Raw genomic sequence first — 17085 nt, forward strand, 5'->3', positions numbered from 1 at the left:
GGCACCGTCGACATTGCCAGTTGGGTGACGTTTGCTTACGACTGGAGTGACTTCGAGAAGGAGGGTTTTGTTCCCTTCTCGACCGACAGCAATGAGCTTGTCGCGCCGGGCAGTAAGAAGTGCCAGCTCGGATCATGGGTGCAGGACAATTCGGGTGATTCGCTCCACCGATTCTATGAGGACCTTCGCAACCTCACGAAGCCGACTATCGTCGATCTTCGCCAGTGTGACACCTTTGACTTTGGCAGCATTGAAATGAATGTGAAATCTGACATTGCTTTTCTTTTCCACGAGGTGGTCGTCAATGATTTCTCAGTGGTCGCGAGTGACGGAAACGACCACAAGATATGGTTCATCGCACCGGGAGTTGAGGCGCTCGGAGCGAACAAATGCAGTTCCAACTTCACCGTCAACGGCTCCGTACAATTCGATACCGAGATTTCGGCGATGCTGTATACGCCATGCGCCGTCGTCTTCAACCGGACCCAGTGGCGGGGACAAATCTATTCCGAAAGTTTTGTGGTGAACAATACCAGCAATGTTGACTTTGTCCCGATGAGCATCCCGGGCACGGACCTCTACGGCGCGATGCCCGCGGGTTCTGACCCAGACGATTCCCGATGGACTCTGCTTTCCAGCCGCGATCGAAAAAACGGCGACAAATGACGGCACTACTAGCGGTGTTCGCCGGCATATTCGGCCTGCTCATTGGGTCCTTCCTTAACGTCGTTATCTATCGGATTCCGGCAGGCAAGTCCATAGTGTCCCCGCCGAGTGCCTGCGGTAATTGCGGCGCGCGCATCCGCTCGTATGACAACATTCCCGTGCTGTCGTGGCTGCTGCTGCGGGGCAAATGCCGGCACTGTGGGGCCGCCTTTTCGGTGCGCTACCCGCTGGTGGAGCTGGGCACCGGCGTGTTCTTCGCGGTCGTCGCACTCTGGGTGTTTTCGAGCGGCGACGGTGGGGCACTGGTCTCGACGGATGCGTTGCTCGCCCAGATCATTGTGCTCGTCGCGTTTCTGTACCTCGCTGCGGTGAGCGTCGCGCTCGCCATGATCGATCTCGATACCCACACCCTGCCCAACAAGATTCTGCTGCCGGTCTATCCGGTGGGCGCAGTGCTGCTCACCGCGGCCGCTCTCGTCGCTGGAGAACCGGGCCGTCTGCTGAGCGCGCTGATCGGTGCGGCCGCCCTGTTCGGCCTCTACCTTGCGCTGGCCCTGATCAGCCCAGGCGGCATGGGCCTCGGCGACGTGAAACTCGCCGGTGTGCTCGGCCTCTACCTCGGCTGGCTCGGCTGGGCACCGCTGATCGTGGGCGCATTTGGGGCATTTCTGCTCGGGGGGCTCTTCGGAATCGGGCTGCTGGTATCCCGCAAGGCCGGGCGGCGCAGCAGCATTCCGTTTGGCCCCTGGATGCTCCTGGCCGCCTGGCTCGGCGCCGTGTTCGGTCAGTTGATAGCGGCCGGCTACCTGACCCTGTTCGGACTCACCTAGACGCTCGCGCCTCACTACCTTCACCTTGCACACTCACATTTCACCGGGGGAACAACAATGACGACACGTGTGGTCGGAATCGATATCGGCACCACCGCCGTGCGCGCCGTCGAGGTGCGCGACGCCGAAACGGAGAATCCCGTGTTGCTGCGGTGCCATGAGCATCCACTGCCGTTCGGCGCGGTCAGCCGCGGCGAGGTACTCGAACCGGCCGTCGTCGGTGCTGCCCTCAAGCGTCTCTGGTCGACCGGCGGGTTCACGAGCAAGGACGTTGTGCTCGGAATGGGCTATCACCGCATGGTGGTGCGAAACCTGACCGTGCCCAAAATGTCGCTGCGACGCATTCGTGAGTCGCTGCCGTTTCAGGTGCAGGACCTGCTGTCGTTCCCCACGGCCGAAGCGCTGCTCGATTTCTACCCCATCAAGGAGGTCGACGGTGAAGGCGAGTCAGAACCGCAAGTTTCCGGACTCTTGATCGCCGCGACGAAGGACGTCGTGCAGGCCCACATCAAGGCCGCAAAACTCGCTGGGCTGCACAGCATCAACGTCGACATTATGGCGTTTGCGCGCAGCCGGGCCATTCACCGCGGGGTCACGGCTCCCGGTGTGATCGCACAGATCGATATTGGTGGTGGCTCATCGAGCGTGCTCATTTCCTCTGGAGGTGTACCGCAGTTTGTGCGGGTTATCCCCTCGGGCGGCAACCAGCTGACCAAGGCATTGCGTGCGCGCCTCGGTATTGACGAGGAGGCAGCAGAAGTGCTCAAAATGAGGCTCGGTCTGACGGACGTGGTGGCACCGCACGACGCGATCGCTGCCACGGTCATCCGCGAGGTCACGGCCGAACTGCTCGAAAGCCTGCGCAATACGGTGCAGTACTTCACCAACAATTGGCCGGAGCTGCCGATCGATCACATCGTGCTCATGGGCGGTGGAGCTCGGCTTGGTGGGTTTCCAACCGCTCTGCGCGACGTCACCGGCTTTCCGGTGCTGACGGCTCAGCCCTTCGGGGGTCTGGAATTGGGGCCCGATGTGGATCGGGCCGTATTGCAAGAATCGGAGTGCACTTTCGTTGCAGCTCTCGGGCTGGCCCTGGGGAGCAAAGCATGAAGCACAGCAGCAACCGGCGGGAGCTGGTTTACGGCGGCAAGCCTCGAGCCAACCTGCTGCCCCTTGAACTTAAGGTCAAACGCAAGGGCAGAATGTTGCGCCGCATCATTCTGGCCGCATCCGCTGGAGTCGTCTTCTTCATGGCGGCATCGATCGGGGCGGTCTCCGTGCAAGCCGGGGTTGCCCAAGCCGATCTCGCGCACGCTGAGGCGCGCACCAACGAGTTGCTTGTGGAATCTGCCAAGTATTCGCAGGTGCGGAGTGTGCAGGCACAGATCGACCTGACGGCGGCCGCACGAACGGTCGGAACCAAAACCGAAATCGACTGGCGAGCCTACCTGGCTGAAGTGCGCGTAATTTTGCCCAGCGTGGTCACCATCGATGCGGTGACGATTGACTCCGGCTCGCCGTGGGAGGACTACGCCCAAAGCACCGTTGCCCTGCACAACCCCCGCGTGGCCACTCTCACCCTCAGCCTGACCAGTCCATCATTGCCGGCCGTGCCGCAATGGCTGACGATTCTGAAGATGCTGCCCGGGTTTGCTGATGCCAGCCCCGGTTCGATCACGCGCTCAGAATTGGGTGCCTACGTCGTGGACATTGAAATCAACATCAATGCGGATGCCCGTGCGAACCGCGTAGGCGGGGGAAACTGATCATGAATCGAAATCGACTATTCGGTGCAGTGATGGCGTCTACCGTGAGCGCCGCCGTAGTTCTTGGCGGGCTCCTGGGGATTGCGCCGAAGCTCGAGGAGGTGCGAGCCGTAACCGCCCACCGCGAGTTCGTGGACGCGCAGAACGCCGAGTATGAGATCGCCCTCGAGAGCTTGCAACGCGACTTTGACGGCATCGCAGAATTCCGCACCTATCTGGGCACGCTGCAGACGGCTGTCCCGCCCGACGCGGCGATTCCGGCGTTCGTCGGGCAGCTCGAAGTTATCGCTCATCAGAACAATGTGACCCTTGAGTCGTTGACCCTCGGCGACGCGGTGGCCTATGAACACGTGGCGGGGGCTGCGCTGTCGGCTGTCGGCTGGTGCTGGTGCTGGTGCTGGTGCTGGTGCTGGTGCTGGTGCTGGTGATGACGCTGTGCCGCCACCAGGGATGCCAGTGCCGGATGCGGACTCTGCCGACTCTGTCAACGCCGCGGCGAACTCGTTCAGCGACGGCGCCTACCTCGCCCTTCCCATCACTATGTCGGTTCAGGGAGCCCAGAGTAATCTCTTTGACTTCGTTGCTGGTCTGCAGCATGGCGAGCGAACCGTGTTCATTTCCACGTTGGTGACCGAGGCCCCCCAGGGAACAGACACCACGGAGCTGGCTATCACCGGGATGATCTCCGTGCTTCTGGATCCCAGCGCCCTGGCCCTCGACCAGTAGTACCTGCCCGGCGCTGGTGGACACCGCGACCAGGGCGCCCCACGCATCGCGGTGGCGCTTACTTTTCCCAGTGTGGTTTCTCGGCTGGGGTGGCGGCACGGTTTTGGCCGGCGGGGCGCCAGGTTTGGGTGGGGTCGAAGATGAGGGGGCCGCGCACCCAGGGGCGTCCGTGTCGCATGGCGATGTTCCAGCCGGACGTTTCGATGCTGGCATGCGCGGCGTTACAGATGAGAACGGCGTTGTCGATATTTGTCAGACCGCCCTTACTCCAGGGAATAACGTGGTGAGCCTGCGTCAGGTGCGGTGGAACGGTGCAGCCGGGGATGACACAGCCACCATCACGGGCTGCTAATGCTCGGCGTTGGCTGTTGGTGAAGAATCGGTTGGTGGTGCCGAGGTGCACAACCTGACCCTGGTGGCCGAACAACACGGGCTGATAGCCGCCGGCGCAGACGAGTTCGTCGACTTGTTTGACACTGAGGGGGCCGTCGATCCAGCCAGCGCCGCGCCCGGCGAGAAGGTCGTCGACGTGGATGTGCACCAGCACCGTTGGTGCCGCGCCGCCCATCGTCGGGGTTCCCGGCTGTCGAGCGGCCGCTTCGAACACCGCGCGGAGGATCCCGGCCCGCTTCTCACCAATGGAGCGGATGTCGCCCGGTTCCTGCGGGCACGGACTGAACACCTGGCCGTCGCTTGCTCCAGTCCGCTCGTGGAGGCCTGCGTGCCGGCCGTGCTGGCCGTGCTGGCCGTCGGTCTGATCGGCGGTCATCGCCGCAGCCGTCGTGGCCACGGACGCATCAAAGTACTCGGAACGACGCAGCACATCCGTCGTCGACAGCACCCGGGCCCCATCAACAACCCGGCCCACACTCTCCAGCACGAGCAGCATGTTCAAGGATTCTTCATCACTGAGCAGCCCGAAGGACAGCCCACCCAGCGCCGCCAACAACGCCTCCCGCGCCTGCTCCACCGCCACAATAGTGGGGTTCGAACTGGACTCGCTCGGGTTTTCCATGAACATGGGCGCCATTGCCTCCTTCCCATGATTCTACCCCAAATCGAACACACAAGCGAGAGAAACTCAGGTAGATTTCTACACGGATTTCGGTGCCACAGCGAGTTGGCGGAGCCTCCCGCGCGCTGGAAAACCCTGACTCACTTTCGATTGAAAGGTTCGTGCCATCGGAGGCGTTGCGTTAACGCGAGCGACAAATAAAAATAACTATCGAAACTCTGTCACTATTTTATGAAGATCAGGCTAGAGCGATTGATGCGTCGATCCACAAACAGCGTGCGCGCGCATGCCGGGCCCATATTGCGAAAGCGGGCCCATGATCTATCGTGGGCCCGCTGTTCGGGCCCGGGCCCGGAACAACGTGCAGGGTGTGAAACGCGGCGAGGGGGCGTGGAGCAGGACGAGGGCCCCACGGACACTGCGGGGCGGCAGGGCGAGAGTCTCGGCGCACAGCGAGAGTCCACTGAACGCTGCGGCGCTCAGCGAGAGATCGGGAAAACAGTGACATACCGGTGCAGACCCCCAGATCGCGGGACTACCGAGCCGGCAGTCCCGTCGTTAGCGTTACGGCTTACGTAGACCTCGGCGAACACGACTTACCCTCGCGGCGCCAGGCCTGCCAACGTCGGTCACCGCACCCTCGATGACCGGTCGTCTTGCCCCGAACAACCAGCGCGGCCGTGTCTTTCGCGGCAATCAGTACCCGACGCCATTGCTTTGCGAGAAGGATCCCATGGACGACCCGATAATGCCCCCGTCGCCGACCGACAATGCGGGCAGGCACGAGACCCCCGCGGCGAGCGACGCCATCGACTGGCACCCCGTTTCGGCCCGCGATGCGCGGGACGAGAGCCGCCCCGGTGAGGTGCAGGTGCTGCCCCAGCTCCGTGCCCGCACCCGGTCACTCGCCGACGCCACGCCCGGCTCCGCGCCAGAGCCGCGCCCAGTCCATAGTGTTGCCACGCCGTTCGACGGGGAGCCACCGTTGCCATCCGCCGACCAGCCTCAGCCGGTGCACCCGCTCGAGCCGGCCGATAAAGCGCTCGGTCCGATCGACGCCGACCTGCTCGCGGCTCTCGAGTGTGTCGTCGCGCAGCACGGTTCCGACCTGCACGTCACCGTGGGGTCCCCGCCGATGATCCGCCGGGACGGGGGACTGGGCTCGATCGACAATGCGCCGATCTGGTCGGCGGAGAAGGCGAGCCGGGCGATCCGCAGCATCCTCTCTGCCCCGCAGCAGAACATCTTCGACCGCGATCACGAGCTGGACTTCGCCTACACGCTGCACGGCGCAGGCCGGAAAGCCAGCCGGTTTCGGGTCAATGTGCACCAGCAGCGGGGAACGCCCGGGGCTGCCTTTCGACTGATTCCGAGCGAGATTCAAGACCTCAAGTCGCTCGGTATGCCCGAGTCCGTGGCCGAGTTCGCGCAGCTTCCCCGCGGGCTCGTGCTCGTGGCGGGGCCGACCGGCTCGGGAAAGTCGACCACCCTCGCCGCGCTCGTCGACCTCGTCAACAGCACGCGGGCCGACCATATCGTGACCGTGGAGGATCCAATTGAGTTTCTGCACGCGCACAAGAAGTCAGTGGTGACCCAGCGCGAGGTGGGAGCGGATACGGCCAGTTTCGCATCCGCTTTGAAGCACGTGTTGCGGCAGGATCCCGACGTGATTCTGATCGGCGAGCTGCGGGATCTCGAGACCATTCAGGTGGCGCTGACCGCCGCCGAGACCGGGCATCTCGTCTTCGCGACCCTGCACACGCAGAGCGCGGCCCAGACCGTCGACCGCATCGTGGATGTTTTTCCGCCGCACCAGCAAAACCAGGTGCGCGCGCAACTGGCCCAGACGCTGCAGGGCGTGATCTGCCAGGCCCTGGTCAAGTCGGCGACCGGCATCGGGCGTGTGGCGGCCACCGAGATTCTCGTGACGACTCCGGCGATCGCCAACCTCATTCGCGAGGGCAAGACCCACCAGATCGAATCGATGATGCAAACCGGGCGCGAGCGTGGCATGCACACCCTGGATCAGCACCTCGCCGAACTCGTGAACAGCGGCCAGGTGACGCGCCAGGCCGCGCTGGAGAAGGCCCAAAACGCCGTGGGACTCGACAAACTCATTCGTCGCAGCGACACGCCAGGACAGACCGGCGGCTTCTCGTTCGCCGCCGATCCGGGCTTCGTGGAGGCCGGTTTCGCTGCGGCTGGACTTGCGCCGGCGGGATTCGTTCCGGTTGGATTTGCGCCGTCTGGATTTGCGGAGAAGCCGTTTGTCGAGCCCAGCTTCAGGCAGACCAGCTTTCGTGAGGTGGCGGCCGGCCTGCCCGGCGCGAACGGCGTGGCGCCGGCGGACGGCCCGACCGCTGACCTCGCCCGGTCGGCGAGCTGATGTCGACCGCCCTCGCTTTTTCTTACACCGGGCGGGACACCGCCGGCAAGAACGTGAAGGGGCAACTGGATGCCCTGAGTGAGTCCCAGGTGGCGTCCCGGCTGAACGCCCTGGGTATCGCCCCCATCTCGATCGCCCCGGTCGTGCCGGGAACCGGGCTCGGGCGGTCACTGACTCTGTCGGTATTCTCGCGCGGAGTGCGCCTGAAGGACCTCGCCATCATGAGCCGGCAGTTCGCGACCATGATCGGGGCCGGGCTGTCGCTGCTGCGCGCCCTGAGCATCCTCACCGAGCAGACCGAGAGCAAACCCCTCGCCGCTGTGCTCGCCCTGGTCCGCGACGACGTCGAAGCCGGGCAGTCGATCTCGGAGTCGCTCGCGAAGCATCCGCTGACCTTTCCGCCGATCATGGTGAATATGGTTCGCGCCGGTGAGACCGGCGGCTTTCTCGACGGCGCGCTGAACTCGATCGCCGAGAACTTCGAGAAGGAGGTCAAGCTGCGCGGCACCATTAAGTCGGCGATGACCTACCCGGTGATCGTGCTGGCGATGTCGTTCGCCGCCGTTTTGATCATGCTGATCTTTATCGTGCCGATCTTTCAAGACATGTTCACCGGCCTGGGCGGCGCCCTGCCGCTGCCCACCCAGCTACTCGTCACCCTCTCGGAATCGATGATCTACGTTGTACCGATCGGCGCGGTGCTCGGCGTCGCCTTCGCCCTCTGGTGGCGACGCAACAAACACACCGAGGCCGTGCGCCGCCGACTCGACCCGTTGCGGTTGAAACTGCCGGTGTTCGGGTTGCTGCAGAAGAAGATCGCCGTGGCACGGTTCAGCCGCAACTTCGCCAATATGCTCGGCGCCGGCGTCCCCATTCTGCAGGCGCTGAAGATCGTGGGGGAGACCAGCGGCAACTGGGCCATCGAAAATGCGCTGACCAAGGTCGGAGAGGCAGTGCGGCGCGGAAAATCCGTCTCGGAGCCGCTGCTCGAACACCCGGTCTTTCCGGCCATGGTCGTGCAGATGATCGCCGTAGGAGAGGATGCCGGAACGCTCGAGTTGATGCTCGACAAGATCGCCGACTTCTACGACCAGGAGGTGCAATCTGCCACCGAGCAGCTCACCGCCATGATCGAACCGCTGCTGATCGCCTTTCTCGGCGTCGTCATCGGCGGCATGGTGATCGCCCTCTACCTGCCCATCTTCAGCATCGCCAGCATGATCAAGTAAGCCAGCACTGCCCTCGACCCCGCCTCGCGGGTCGAGACGTCGGCGTAAAGCGTGCCGGCTTCTCGACCCGCGGTGTGGGGCGTTTGGTGTGACCGCGGAGCGCGAACGATCCCGTTGTGGGGGTGGGTAATACCCAAAATCACCCTCACTTGTGGGTCGTGCGGAAGAAAAATGGCCCCCTAATCTGAAGCTCCGATCGCACCCTTGGTCGCCAAGAAACACAGCACGTAAGAAACACGGAACCACCAGCCCTTACCCGGCTCGCTTTGTACGGCCCACTTCCAACCCGAATGGACACACCATGATTATTCGCCTGCTCGCTTCACTGAACCAGCGCCGCGCACGCTTCACCGAGAACCAGAAAGGGTTCACGTTGATCGAGCTGCTCGTCGTCGTAATCATCATCGGCATCCTCGCCGCCATCGCCATCCCGGTGTACCTCGGCGTGCAGAACAACGCCAAGGACGCCAGCGTCAAGAGCGACCTCGCCAACGCCAAGACCGCGATCATCGCGCTGCAGACGGAGTCGGGCGAGATGCCCGCTACCGGTGGGTTCAACGAGACGGATATGCCTGGCGTGACCAGCTATGGCTACACCCAAGGCCCGAACACAACCACGATCAACTACGAGCAGCTCACGCCGACGACCTTCTGCATTGGAGCCGTCAGCACAACAAATGCAAAATACTTTGTGACTGACTCTCTCGGCATCACCGATGATGCCGACACCGATACCACTTCGTCAACGAACTGCTTCGCCCCCGTCGCAGGCTAGTAGCACCAGCGCATCACCGGCCAAAGCCGGGGCGGGCCTTCGGGCCGCCCTGGCCGCGGTTCTGTTTGACCCTCGACCTGATTCTCGCGAAGGAGGCCCTCGTGCACGCTCCAAAACAGCTCAGCCTGGGCCGCCGCCTTGCCCGAAACGACGAAGGTGTCAGTCTCATCGAAGTCCTCGTGGCCATGCTGATCTTCGCCATCGTCGCCGTCGGTGTCGGCTACGGACTCGTCACGTCCCTCTATCTCGGCAACGACGCACGGTCCCGCGAATCGGCCGTCAACCTGGCCGCGCAAGAGATCGACCTCGCCCGCTCGGCCGGAAACGTATTCGCCGTGCTCGAAAGCACCAGCACGGTCGTACAAAACGGCACGACCTTCACCCTGCGCCGCTCCACCGACTGGGAAACCACCACCGGTGCCGACGGCAACTGCGGTTCCGGCGGTGGCCAGCTGCGTTACCGCCGCGTCAACGTCACCGTCACCTGGGACAGCATGCGCGCCACGACTCCGGTCGTGCGCGCCGACAGTGCACTCGCCCCCGGCAGCCGCATCAACGATCCGGCACTCGGCACCATTCTCGTGTCGGTACTGACCGCCTCCGGCAGCGGCGCCGCTGGCGTGGCCATCTCCGCAGCGCCGGGTGTCGTCCCGAACGGCGCTGCGATGCTCAGCGAGGCACCAGCGGCAACGGATGCCGAGGGTTGCAGTTATCTGCTCAAGGTGCAGCCCGGCACCTATGACGTCACCGTCTCCCGCCCCAACTTCGTCGACAAAAATCAGGCGACCAGCGGGGCGCAGACGGTCGGCGTCGCGGCCGGAGGAGCGGCATCCGTCGCCTTCGCCTACGATCTGGCCGGAACCGTCACGGCCCACTACGGCACCAACTATTCGGAGGGCACGACGCTGCTGCCGAACAACCTGAGCACCACCTTTCGCAGCACCTACGAGCCCTACGTGGCCGTCAACCCGAGCAATGCGAACGTGCAGACCTTTCGGCTGCACCCGTTCGGCTATGAGGTCTTCGCCGGCCGTTTCATCGCGGCTACCCCGAGCACCCCCGGCTGCGTATCGGGCGACCCGGCTGCCTGGACCACCGCGGCCGCCGACGGGGCAATCGGCATCGCGGCCGCCTCCATCGGTATGCTTCCCGGCGGCAGTGCCACCGTCGACGTGCCGCTCGGTGTGCTGTCCGTGACCGGCCTGGCCGGGCAATTCCTGCGGGCCGAGACGACGACCGCCCCGACCGGCAGCGGGGATCCGGGCTGCGCAGTCGCCACGACCTACAACTTTGGGCAGCTCCCCGCCGACGCCACGACCCAACTCGGCCTGCCGTTTGGCTCCTGGACCTTCTTCTCCGGTGCCGCCAGCGGCTCCGAGACGACGCCCGTGCCCGCTGCAAACCTCGCCGTACTCACCCGGGGCGTGGCCGCCGGCGGCATCGTCACCCTCGACCCGCGAGCGGTGACGCCATGATGCCGCCCCGGAGAAACGACGCCGGTCTGTCGCTGGTCGAGCTGCTCGTGGCGATGCTGCTGCTCGGCGTGTTCATGACCATGATCTCGAGCCTCTATCTGAGCGCCTCCCGCTCGCTCGGCCAGGCCAAGCTGCTCACCGCGAACACCCGGCAGGTGTCCAACGGCATGAACGAGGTCGCCCGGGTCATCCGCGCGGCCACCGAGAACCCGGTGTCCGGGCATCCGCTGCCCGACCCGGCCCTCGTCGAAGCGACCCCGGAAATGGTGACCCTCTATGCCTACGTCAACCTCGGCATGCCCACCCAGCAGCCGGTGAAGATTCGCCTGTCCCTCGACGCCGACCGGCGACTGGTCGAGACCCGCTGGGCCGCCACCGCCCTCAGCGGCGGGTATTTCGGGTTTTCCGGCGAGCCGGAATCGTCGCGCATCATCGCCGAAACGGTGGCGCCGGGCGACCCCGGCACATTTCTATTCGGCTACCGTGACGCCGCCGGCCTGCCTCTGCTCGGCTCAGGGGGCGACGGCACGCTGCTCACCAGTACCGAGCTGCGCAGCGTCGCATCCGTTTCGGTGAATCTCACGGTGCAGGCCACCGTGACGGATGCCCGCAGCGCGGTCACCCTGCACAATACCGTCGGCATGCCCAACGTTGCCGTCGCGGCGGGGGCGTCATGAGCGCCTACCCGTTCTGGCGCCCCTCCCGGCGCCGAAGCACCTGGACGCCCCGAAAGCGATTCGCGTTGCTGAGCGTCTTTCGTCGCCTCATCCGCCGAGAACCGGACGAACGCGGCGCCGCCCTCGTCATCGTGATCGGCCTCGGCCTGCTGCTGCTCACCCTCGTCGCTACCGCGATGACGTTCTCGGTCAGCGGCAGCCTCAAAGCCTCGAGCGACCAGAACTGGAACGGCGCCATGGCCGCCGCCTATGCCGGTGTGGCCGACTACGAAAGCCGCCTCGCCAACGACAACACCTACTACCGGTTCGGTAACCCGGCGGCACGCTTCAGCGCGGGCAGCACAGTCACTGCGCCCTCGGCGGCCACCGAGAACCCGGCATTCGGCCTCGGCACCGACGGCGCCTGGGGCACCGTCACCGGCAGCGGCGGTACCGCGTCTTTCCGCTACGAGGTCGACAACGCGGCCTATGCGTCGTCGGGGGTGTTGCGCATCCGCTCCACCGGGCGGGTGGGAGCCGTGGCCCGCAGCATCGTCGCCAATATCCGGCAGGACGGCTTCATCGACTACCTCTACTTCACCGTGTATGAGATGCAGGACCCGGCGCAGAGCGGGATCACGACGTCCGGCTGCGCCGACACCTACGCCTGGGCCGGTCGGCCGATGCCCTCCGGAGGCACGAGCGTGTGCGGCGACATCGCCTTCGGCAGCAGCGACGTCGTCAACGGTCCGGCGCACTCCAACGACACCATGCGCATCTGCGGGGCCACGTTCAACGGCACGATCACGACGGGCGATCCGGGAGCGCCCGGAGCGAATTACCTCAAGCAAGCCTCCGACGGCAGCAACTGCTCTGGGCAGGTTTTCAACGGCGGCCAGCCGACGACCAGCCCGGTCATCGCGATGCCGGCTACCAACATGCAGCTCAAGCAGGAAACCCGGACGGACGCCGGTATCGACGCTCCGGGTTGCCTCTACACCGGCCCGACCAGCATCGTACTGAACAGCTCGGGCACCATGACCATCCGTTCGCCCTGGACCAAAAAGACCCGCATCGTCGGGGACCCGGCGACGGCGGGCAGCACGCCGGCGGCCTGCGGCCTACCGGGAACGGCCAATGGCCGGCTCGGATCGACGGCCGGCGCCACCGTCCCGGTGTTGAACGCGAACCTGCTCTTCGTCCAGAGCGTTCCGGGCGTCGTCACTGATCCGAACTATACGAGCAGCACCGTCTGGCCGAGCGGCCAAAGCGCGGCCACCTGCTCCGTCGGCAACGGTATCGGCTTTCCCGTGACGCATGAAACCGCGCCAAGCGCCCGGTCCTATGACTGCCGCAAGGGTGATGCCTTCGTCAAGGGAACCCTGGACGGGACGATGACCATCGCCACCGACAACTTTCTCTACGTCACCGGCGACATCATTTATTCGGATGCATCCACCGACGTGCTCGGGCTGGTCGCGCAGAATGCCATCTGGGTTTGGAACCCGTACTGCGACAGTACGCATGGGGAGGTTTGCCCGGGGGTTGGCCGCGGTGAAGGTGGCGCCATCCTGCCTGACAATCGGCGCATCGACGCGGCCATGCTCTCGCTCGACCACACCATTCAGGTTCAGAACTACGACCGCGGCGGCAATCAGGGCGTGCTGACCATCAACGGGTCGCTCGCCCAGAAATATCGCGGCTCCGTGCGAATGACCAACAGCGGCGGCGCCAACGGGTACAGCAAGAACTACACCTACGATCCGCGCTTTCGCTACATTGCGCCGCCCAAATTCCCCTCACCGGTGTCGGCCCGCTACAGCGTGAACCTGCTGGTTGAAGTGAGTTCGGCGTTCACCGCGCGGGGAGCGACGGTTCCGTAATGACCGGCCGCGCCCGGCATCCACTCGTCAGTTCACCCATCCCTATTTATAAGGAGCACTTCTCGTGGCTCAGAGCATCGTCGGAATAGACATCGGCACCGCGCACCTGCGCGCCGTCGAGGTGCGGGGTCCCGGCAAGCCCCGGCCGATGCTGCTGCGCTATCACGAGGTGTCGCTGCCGCCTGGAGCCGTCATCGCCGGCGAGGTGATCGAGCCGAATACGGTGGCCGCCGCGCTCAAAGCGCTGTGGTCTGGCGGTGGGTTCCGTTCCCGCCAGGTAGTGCTCGGCATGGGCAACCAGCGCGTGCTGGCCCGCGACCTGAGCGTGCCCAAAATGTCGCTCGCGCGCATTCGACAGGCGCTCCCGTTCGAGGTGCAGGACCTGCTGCCAGTACCGGTCGCCGACGCACTGCTCGACTTCTATCCCATCTCGGAGTCGACGACCGAGCACGGCCCAACCGTGAACGGGCTGCTCATCGCTGCCGTCAAGGCGGCCGTCGTCGCCAATGTCTCCGCGGTGCGTCTGGCGGGACTCAGAACCATCGACGTCGACCTGATCCCCTTCGCGGTCAGCCGCCTGCTGGTCACCCGCCCCGGCATCGACGGCGTTGTGGCCGTCATCGACCTCGGCGCGACGACCACGAGCATCGTGATCACCCGCAACGGTGTACCCCAGTTCGTGCGCATCATCCCCACCGGAGCCAACGATCTCACCCAGGCTCTCAGCGACGGTTTGCAAACGGATGCCGCCGCCGCCGAGCAGCTGAAACGTCGCGTCGGTCTGCCGGCCGCGACCGAATCGTCCGCCGCCGCAGTGCTGTTCGACGCCGCAGTGCCGGATTCCAGCCCGATCGAAGCGGCAGCCGCCCGCATCATTGCGAACACCATGCACGACCAGCTCGGCAGCATCGTCAACACGCTCAGCTACTTCGCCAACACCCGACCGAGCGATCCAGTGTCGGCCATCGTACTCAGCGGTGGGGGAGCCGAGCTTCCCGGCCTGGCCGAGGCGGTCTCGAAATTGACCCGCCTCGGCGTGACCCGGGGGGATCCGCTCGCAACGGTGGGTCTCGCATCCGTTATCGATGCTCAAGCGCTGCGGCTGAGCGGCTCCGCCTACACCGTGGCCCTCGGCCTCGCGCTCGGGCGTGCAGCATGAGACGCGCTTCGAACGACGATGTGCCCGTCATCGGCGGCGACCAACGGGTCGACCTGCTGCCACCGGAGGTGCGAGCCGAGCGGCGCGGCCAGCGGCAACGGCGCAGCCTCGCCCTCGGCGTCACGGGCATCGCCGTGCTCGTCGCCCTCGCAGTCGGCGCGTCAACGGCGCTCGCGCTGAGCGCCCAAACCAAACTCGCGACCGAGCAGGCCCGCACCGAAACCCTGCTGACCGAACAGGGCAAGTACTTCGCCGTGCGGTCTTTGCAACACCAGATCGCGCTAAGCGAAGCGGCGCAGCAGCTGGGCGCCTCGACTGAAATTGACTGGAAGGGCTACCTCGACGCAGTGCAGGGCACCCTGCCGAGCAGCGTCGCGATCGGCACGGTACAGGTGGATTCGGCGACCCCGTTCGCGGCATACACCCAGGCGACCGCACCGCTGCAGGGACTGCGGGTGGCGACCGTGTCGTTTACCGCGACGAGCGCCGTGCTGCCGGACATTCCAGCCTGGCTGAACGCGCTCAGTACGCTCGACGGCTTTGCCGACGCGCTGCCGGGCTCGGTCTCGCTCGACCAGAACTTGGGCAGCTATACCGTCACCATCACGATGCACGTCAATGACGTGGCGTTCGCGCACCGCTTCGACCCGCCGAAAAAGGACTAGCTATGGACAAGAACAAGCTTTGGCTCATCGGTTCGGTGCTGGTGACGAGCGTCATCGTCGTTCTCGGCGTGCTTCTCGGAGTGCAGCCGCAGCTCGACAGCATGAACGCCGCCGACGCGAGCCGGGCGGCCGTGCAGAGCACGAATGCCGGGCACGTCGCCCTGCTCTCCCGCCTCAAGCACGACTTCGAAGACCTGGACGTGCTGACCGCGACGGCTGAGGCGCTCGACGAATCCGTGCCGAGCGGCTCGGCCATGCCGGCCTTCGTCGACCAGCTCGACGCCCAGGCCCAGGCGGTGGGTCTCACCCTCACCGGAATGACCGTGACCGAGGCGCAGGCCTATGTGCCTGTGCTGCCCGAGGTTCCGGCGGCTGCGACTTCTACTGGGTCGGCTGCGCCGGATTCAGAAGGCGCGTCTGCGGCAGCTTCTTCGGCCGCGGAGGCTGCAACGCCAGCGCCCGTCGCGCTGATCACGGAGAGCAACTTTGCCGCCTTCCCGCTTCAGATCACCGTGACGGGAACCTACGCACAGGTGCTTGAATTCGTCGCCAGTGTGCAATCCGGGAGCCGATTGTTCCTCGTGCACGGGATCGATACGGCGCAGGCCTCCGGCGAAGAGACCTTGGTGGACGCGACCATCTCTGGACTGGTGTATTCGCTGGTAGCGGCGACGACATCCGTTGGATAATGGCGCGGCACGCCGAGTCTCCGTGGCATTTGCCGTGCCCTTGGTACAATAAAAGCCAGTCACGGCGAAGGCCACGAGGAGTTCAACATGAGCGACAACACGCCACTTGACGGCAAGAAGAATTCTGAAACGGATGCAACGGCGTCGCCCGACGAGACCGCTCGCGGGCATGCCGTGCCGGAGCCTGCAGAGGTACCTTCAGCGGAGGCAGCTTCGCCTGAGCCGGTGCAGGAGCCCCTCGTCATCGACTATGACGCCATCAATGCCAACCTGAGCGCGGCCGAACGTGCCGATGCCGCGACCGCTTCGGCGAATTCTCGCAACCTGTCGCCGATGTCGACGGCCGAGCCGGTTGCATCGGCCGACGTTGCCGCCCCGAGCCTCGCCGACGACTACGCCGACTCCTATACTCCGGCGGCCACCGTGCCGGCCCGGAGCACGGCCATCGATTCAGAACCCGTGGTCACCGCGTCGGCTCCCCTCGTTGTCGGAACGCCCGCCGCCGCTTCCACTGTGCCGGTCGATGACGTGCCGGTCGACGCGCCTGCTGCTCCGGCCTACGCCGCGCCCGCAGCCCAGTCGCCGATCTACGTGCAGGCGCCGACCAAGCCGCGCCTGCGCAGCAACCGGGGCGGTGGCATCTTGATCGCCTTGCTCGCCACGGTGGTTTTCGCCCTGCTCTACGCTGCAGCCGCCTTCATCATCATCGGGGTGACCAGCACCAGCGTCGCCGCGACCGTGACCGGGTTCACCACCTTTGCCGCTCTGCCGGTCTTCTACATCCCCATCCTGTTCTTCTTCCTCGCCTATGTCGGACTGATCGCTCTGGTCAACCGGGGCGGCTGGTGGGCGTACGTGCTGTTCGGATTCATCGTCGCCGTCGTCGTCTACTTCTCTTACATCGGCGGGGCCCTGCTCGGCCTCGTCTTCGATGGAACGGCCGACACGGTCGGTGCTGCCGACCTCAGTCGCTTCGTGTCCTCGCTCTGGCTGAACCCGGGCGCGATCGCCGCCGGACTCATCGCCCGCGAGGTTCCGATCTGGGCCGGCGCCTGGATCGCCCGTCGCGGACGCCGCGTCACCGCCCGCAACCTCGAGGCCCGCACCGAGTACGAGCGCCTGCTCGCCGACGGCCCGCACCCCACCCGCCCGTAACGTTCTGTTT

The 17085-nt window shown here is 65.1% G+C and carries 17 protein-coding genes; 16 read left to right on the forward strand and 1 reads right to left on the reverse strand.

Going from position 1 to position 17085, the window contains the following annotated elements:
* Positions 1 to 24: 24 nt before the first annotated feature.
* Genes E3T46_RS15340 through E3T46_RS18080 form a run of 6 tightly spaced genes read left to right on the forward strand, consistent with a single transcriptional unit; the run spans position 25 to position 3988 of the window.
* Positions 25 to 666 carry a hypothetical protein gene (locus E3T46_RS15340; protein ID WP_134579221.1) on the forward strand — a complete coding sequence of 214 codons (642 nt, stop codon included), beginning with the start codon at positions 25 to 27 and terminating at the stop codon, positions 664 to 666.
* Positions 663 to 1496, forward strand: coding sequence for an A24 family peptidase (locus tag E3T46_RS15345; protein ID WP_134579222.1), 834 nt, complete (start codon positions 663 to 665; stop codon positions 1494 to 1496). The genes E3T46_RS15340 and E3T46_RS15345 overlap by 4 nt, the downstream gene beginning before the upstream one ends.
* A 57-nt stretch (positions 1497 to 1553) precedes the next feature.
* Positions 1554 to 2606, forward strand: a complete 1053-nt coding sequence (pilM, locus tag E3T46_RS15350; RefSeq protein ID WP_134579223.1) for a type IV pilus assembly protein PilM — start codon at positions 1554 to 1556, stop codon at positions 2604 to 2606.
* The gene (locus tag E3T46_RS15355) at positions 2603 to 3262 is read left to right on the forward strand and encodes a hypothetical protein (RefSeq protein ID WP_134579224.1); all 660 of its coding nucleotides are present in this window, start codon (positions 2603 to 2605) and stop codon (positions 3260 to 3262) included. Before pilM (E3T46_RS15350) ends, E3T46_RS15355 begins: the two co-directional genes overlap by 4 nt.
* Positions 3263 to 3306: 44 nt before the next feature.
* Positions 3307 to 3690 carry a hypothetical protein gene (locus tag E3T46_RS18075; protein ID WP_166790300.1) on the forward strand — a complete coding sequence of 128 codons (384 nt, stop codon included), beginning with the start codon at positions 3307 to 3309 and terminating at the stop codon, positions 3688 to 3690.
* A 22-nt stretch (positions 3691 to 3712) separates the two neighbouring features.
* Positions 3713 to 3988 (forward strand): hypothetical protein, encoded by a 276-nt coding sequence (locus E3T46_RS18080; RefSeq protein ID WP_206751486.1) that lies wholly within the window; start codon positions 3713 to 3715, stop codon positions 3986 to 3988.
* 58 nt (positions 3989 to 4046) lie between these two features.
* On the opposite strand, the gene E3T46_RS15365 is transcribed toward E3T46_RS18080, so the two are convergent.
* Positions 4047 to 5018, reverse strand: a complete 972-nt coding sequence (locus E3T46_RS15365) for an HNH endonuclease signature motif containing protein (protein ID WP_134579226.1) — start codon at positions 5016 to 5018, stop codon at positions 4047 to 4049.
* Between the two features lie 718 nt (positions 5019 to 5736).
* Between E3T46_RS15365 and E3T46_RS18765 the strand changes: the two genes are divergently transcribed.
* The 10 genes from E3T46_RS18765 (at position 5737) to E3T46_RS15415 (ending at position 17075) form a co-directional block, all read left to right on the forward strand.
* Complete coding sequence (locus tag E3T46_RS18765) at positions 5737 to 7389, forward strand: type IV pilus twitching motility protein PilT (protein WP_277870983.1); 1653 nt, start codon at positions 5737 to 5739, stop codon at positions 7387 to 7389.
* Entirely contained in the window at positions 7389 to 8618 is a 1230-nt protein-coding gene (locus E3T46_RS15375) for a type II secretion system F family protein (RefSeq protein ID WP_166790302.1), read from the forward strand. The genes E3T46_RS18765 and E3T46_RS15375 overlap by 1 nt, the downstream gene beginning before the upstream one ends.
* A 301-nt stretch (positions 8619 to 8919) precedes the next feature.
* Entirely contained in the window at positions 8920 to 9393 is a 474-nt protein-coding gene (locus E3T46_RS18770) for a prepilin-type N-terminal cleavage/methylation domain-containing protein (RefSeq protein ID WP_134579227.1), read from the forward strand.
* A gap of 65 nt (positions 9394 to 9458) precedes the next feature.
* The gene (locus E3T46_RS15385; RefSeq protein WP_166790303.1) at positions 9459 to 10868 is read left to right on the forward strand and encodes a type II secretion system protein; all 1410 of its coding nucleotides are present in this window, start codon (positions 9459 to 9461) and stop codon (positions 10866 to 10868) included.
* Complete coding sequence (locus E3T46_RS15390) at positions 10865 to 11545, forward strand: type II secretion system protein (protein WP_134579229.1); 681 nt, start codon at positions 10865 to 10867, stop codon at positions 11543 to 11545. The genes E3T46_RS15385 and E3T46_RS15390 overlap by 4 nt, the downstream gene beginning before the upstream one ends.
* A complete protein-coding gene (locus E3T46_RS15395) occupies positions 11542 to 13407 on the forward strand; it encodes a hypothetical protein (protein ID WP_241980824.1) in 1866 nt (621 codons plus the stop codon). The genes E3T46_RS15390 and E3T46_RS15395 overlap by 4 nt, the downstream gene beginning before the upstream one ends.
* A 64-nt stretch (positions 13408 to 13471) precedes the next feature.
* Positions 13472 to 14566 carry a type IV pilus assembly protein PilM gene (gene pilM / locus E3T46_RS15400; protein ID WP_134579230.1) on the forward strand — a complete coding sequence of 365 codons (1095 nt, stop codon included), beginning with the start codon at positions 13472 to 13474 and terminating at the stop codon, positions 14564 to 14566.
* Positions 14563 to 15231 carry a hypothetical protein gene (locus E3T46_RS15405; protein ID WP_134579231.1) on the forward strand — a complete coding sequence of 223 codons (669 nt, stop codon included), beginning with the start codon at positions 14563 to 14565 and terminating at the stop codon, positions 15229 to 15231. The genes pilM (E3T46_RS15400) and E3T46_RS15405 overlap by 4 nt, the downstream gene beginning before the upstream one ends.
* A 2-nt stretch (positions 15232 to 15233) precedes the next feature.
* Positions 15234 to 15920, forward strand: a complete 687-nt coding sequence (pilO, locus tag E3T46_RS15410) for a type 4a pilus biogenesis protein PilO (RefSeq protein ID WP_134579232.1) — start codon at positions 15234 to 15236, stop codon at positions 15918 to 15920.
* Positions 15921 to 16007: 87 nt separating this feature from the next.
* Positions 16008 to 17075 (forward strand): hypothetical protein, encoded by a 1068-nt coding sequence (locus tag E3T46_RS15415; protein ID WP_134579233.1) that lies wholly within the window; start codon positions 16008 to 16010, stop codon positions 17073 to 17075.
* Positions 17076 to 17085: the final 10 nt, after the last annotated feature.

The organism is Cryobacterium sp. Hh11 (assembly GCF_004404045.1).
In the GTDB taxonomy this organism is placed as follows: Bacteria; Actinomycetota; Actinomycetes; order Actinomycetales; family Microbacteriaceae; genus Cryobacterium; species Cryobacterium levicorallinum.

Excerpts from the sequence above, each read along its gene's own strand:
- E3T46_RS15345 (WP_134579222.1), top strand. The coding sequence starts at position 663 with ATGACGGCACTACTAGCGGTGTTCGCCGGCATATTCGGCCTGCTCATT.
- pilM (WP_134579223.1), top strand. The coding sequence starts at position 1,554 with ATGACGACACGTGTGGTCGGAATCGATATCGGCACCACCGCCGTGCGC.
- E3T46_RS15355 (WP_134579224.1), top strand. The coding sequence starts at position 2,603 with ATGAAGCACAGCAGCAACCGGCGGGAGCTGGTTTACGGCGGCAAGCCT.
- E3T46_RS18080 (WP_206751486.1), top strand. The coding sequence starts at position 3,713 with ATGCCAGTGCCGGATGCGGACTCTGCCGACTCTGTCAACGCCGCGGCG.
- E3T46_RS15365 (WP_134579226.1), bottom strand. The coding sequence starts at position 5,018 with ATGGCGCCCATGTTCATGGAAAACCCGAGCGAGTCCAGTTCGAACCCC.
- E3T46_RS18765 (WP_277870983.1), top strand. The coding sequence starts at position 5,737 with ATGGACGACCCGATAATGCCCCCGTCGCCGACCGACAATGCGGGCAGG.
- E3T46_RS15375 (WP_166790302.1), top strand. The coding sequence starts at position 7,389 with ATGTCGACCGCCCTCGCTTTTTCTTACACCGGGCGGGACACCGCCGGC.
- E3T46_RS18770 (WP_134579227.1), top strand. The coding sequence starts at position 8,920 with ATGATTATTCGCCTGCTCGCTTCACTGAACCAGCGCCGCGCACGCTTC.
- E3T46_RS15390 (WP_134579229.1), top strand. The coding sequence starts at position 10,865 with ATGATGCCGCCCCGGAGAAACGACGCCGGTCTGTCGCTGGTCGAGCTG.
- E3T46_RS15395 (WP_241980824.1), top strand. The coding sequence starts at position 11,542 with ATGAGCGCCTACCCGTTCTGGCGCCCCTCCCGGCGCCGAAGCACCTGG.
- E3T46_RS15405 (WP_134579231.1), top strand. The coding sequence starts at position 14,563 with ATGAGACGCGCTTCGAACGACGATGTGCCCGTCATCGGCGGCGACCAA.
- pilO (WP_134579232.1), top strand. The coding sequence starts at position 15,234 with ATGGACAAGAACAAGCTTTGGCTCATCGGTTCGGTGCTGGTGACGAGC.
- E3T46_RS15415 (WP_134579233.1), top strand. The coding sequence starts at position 16,008 with ATGAGCGACAACACGCCACTTGACGGCAAGAAGAATTCTGAAACGGAT.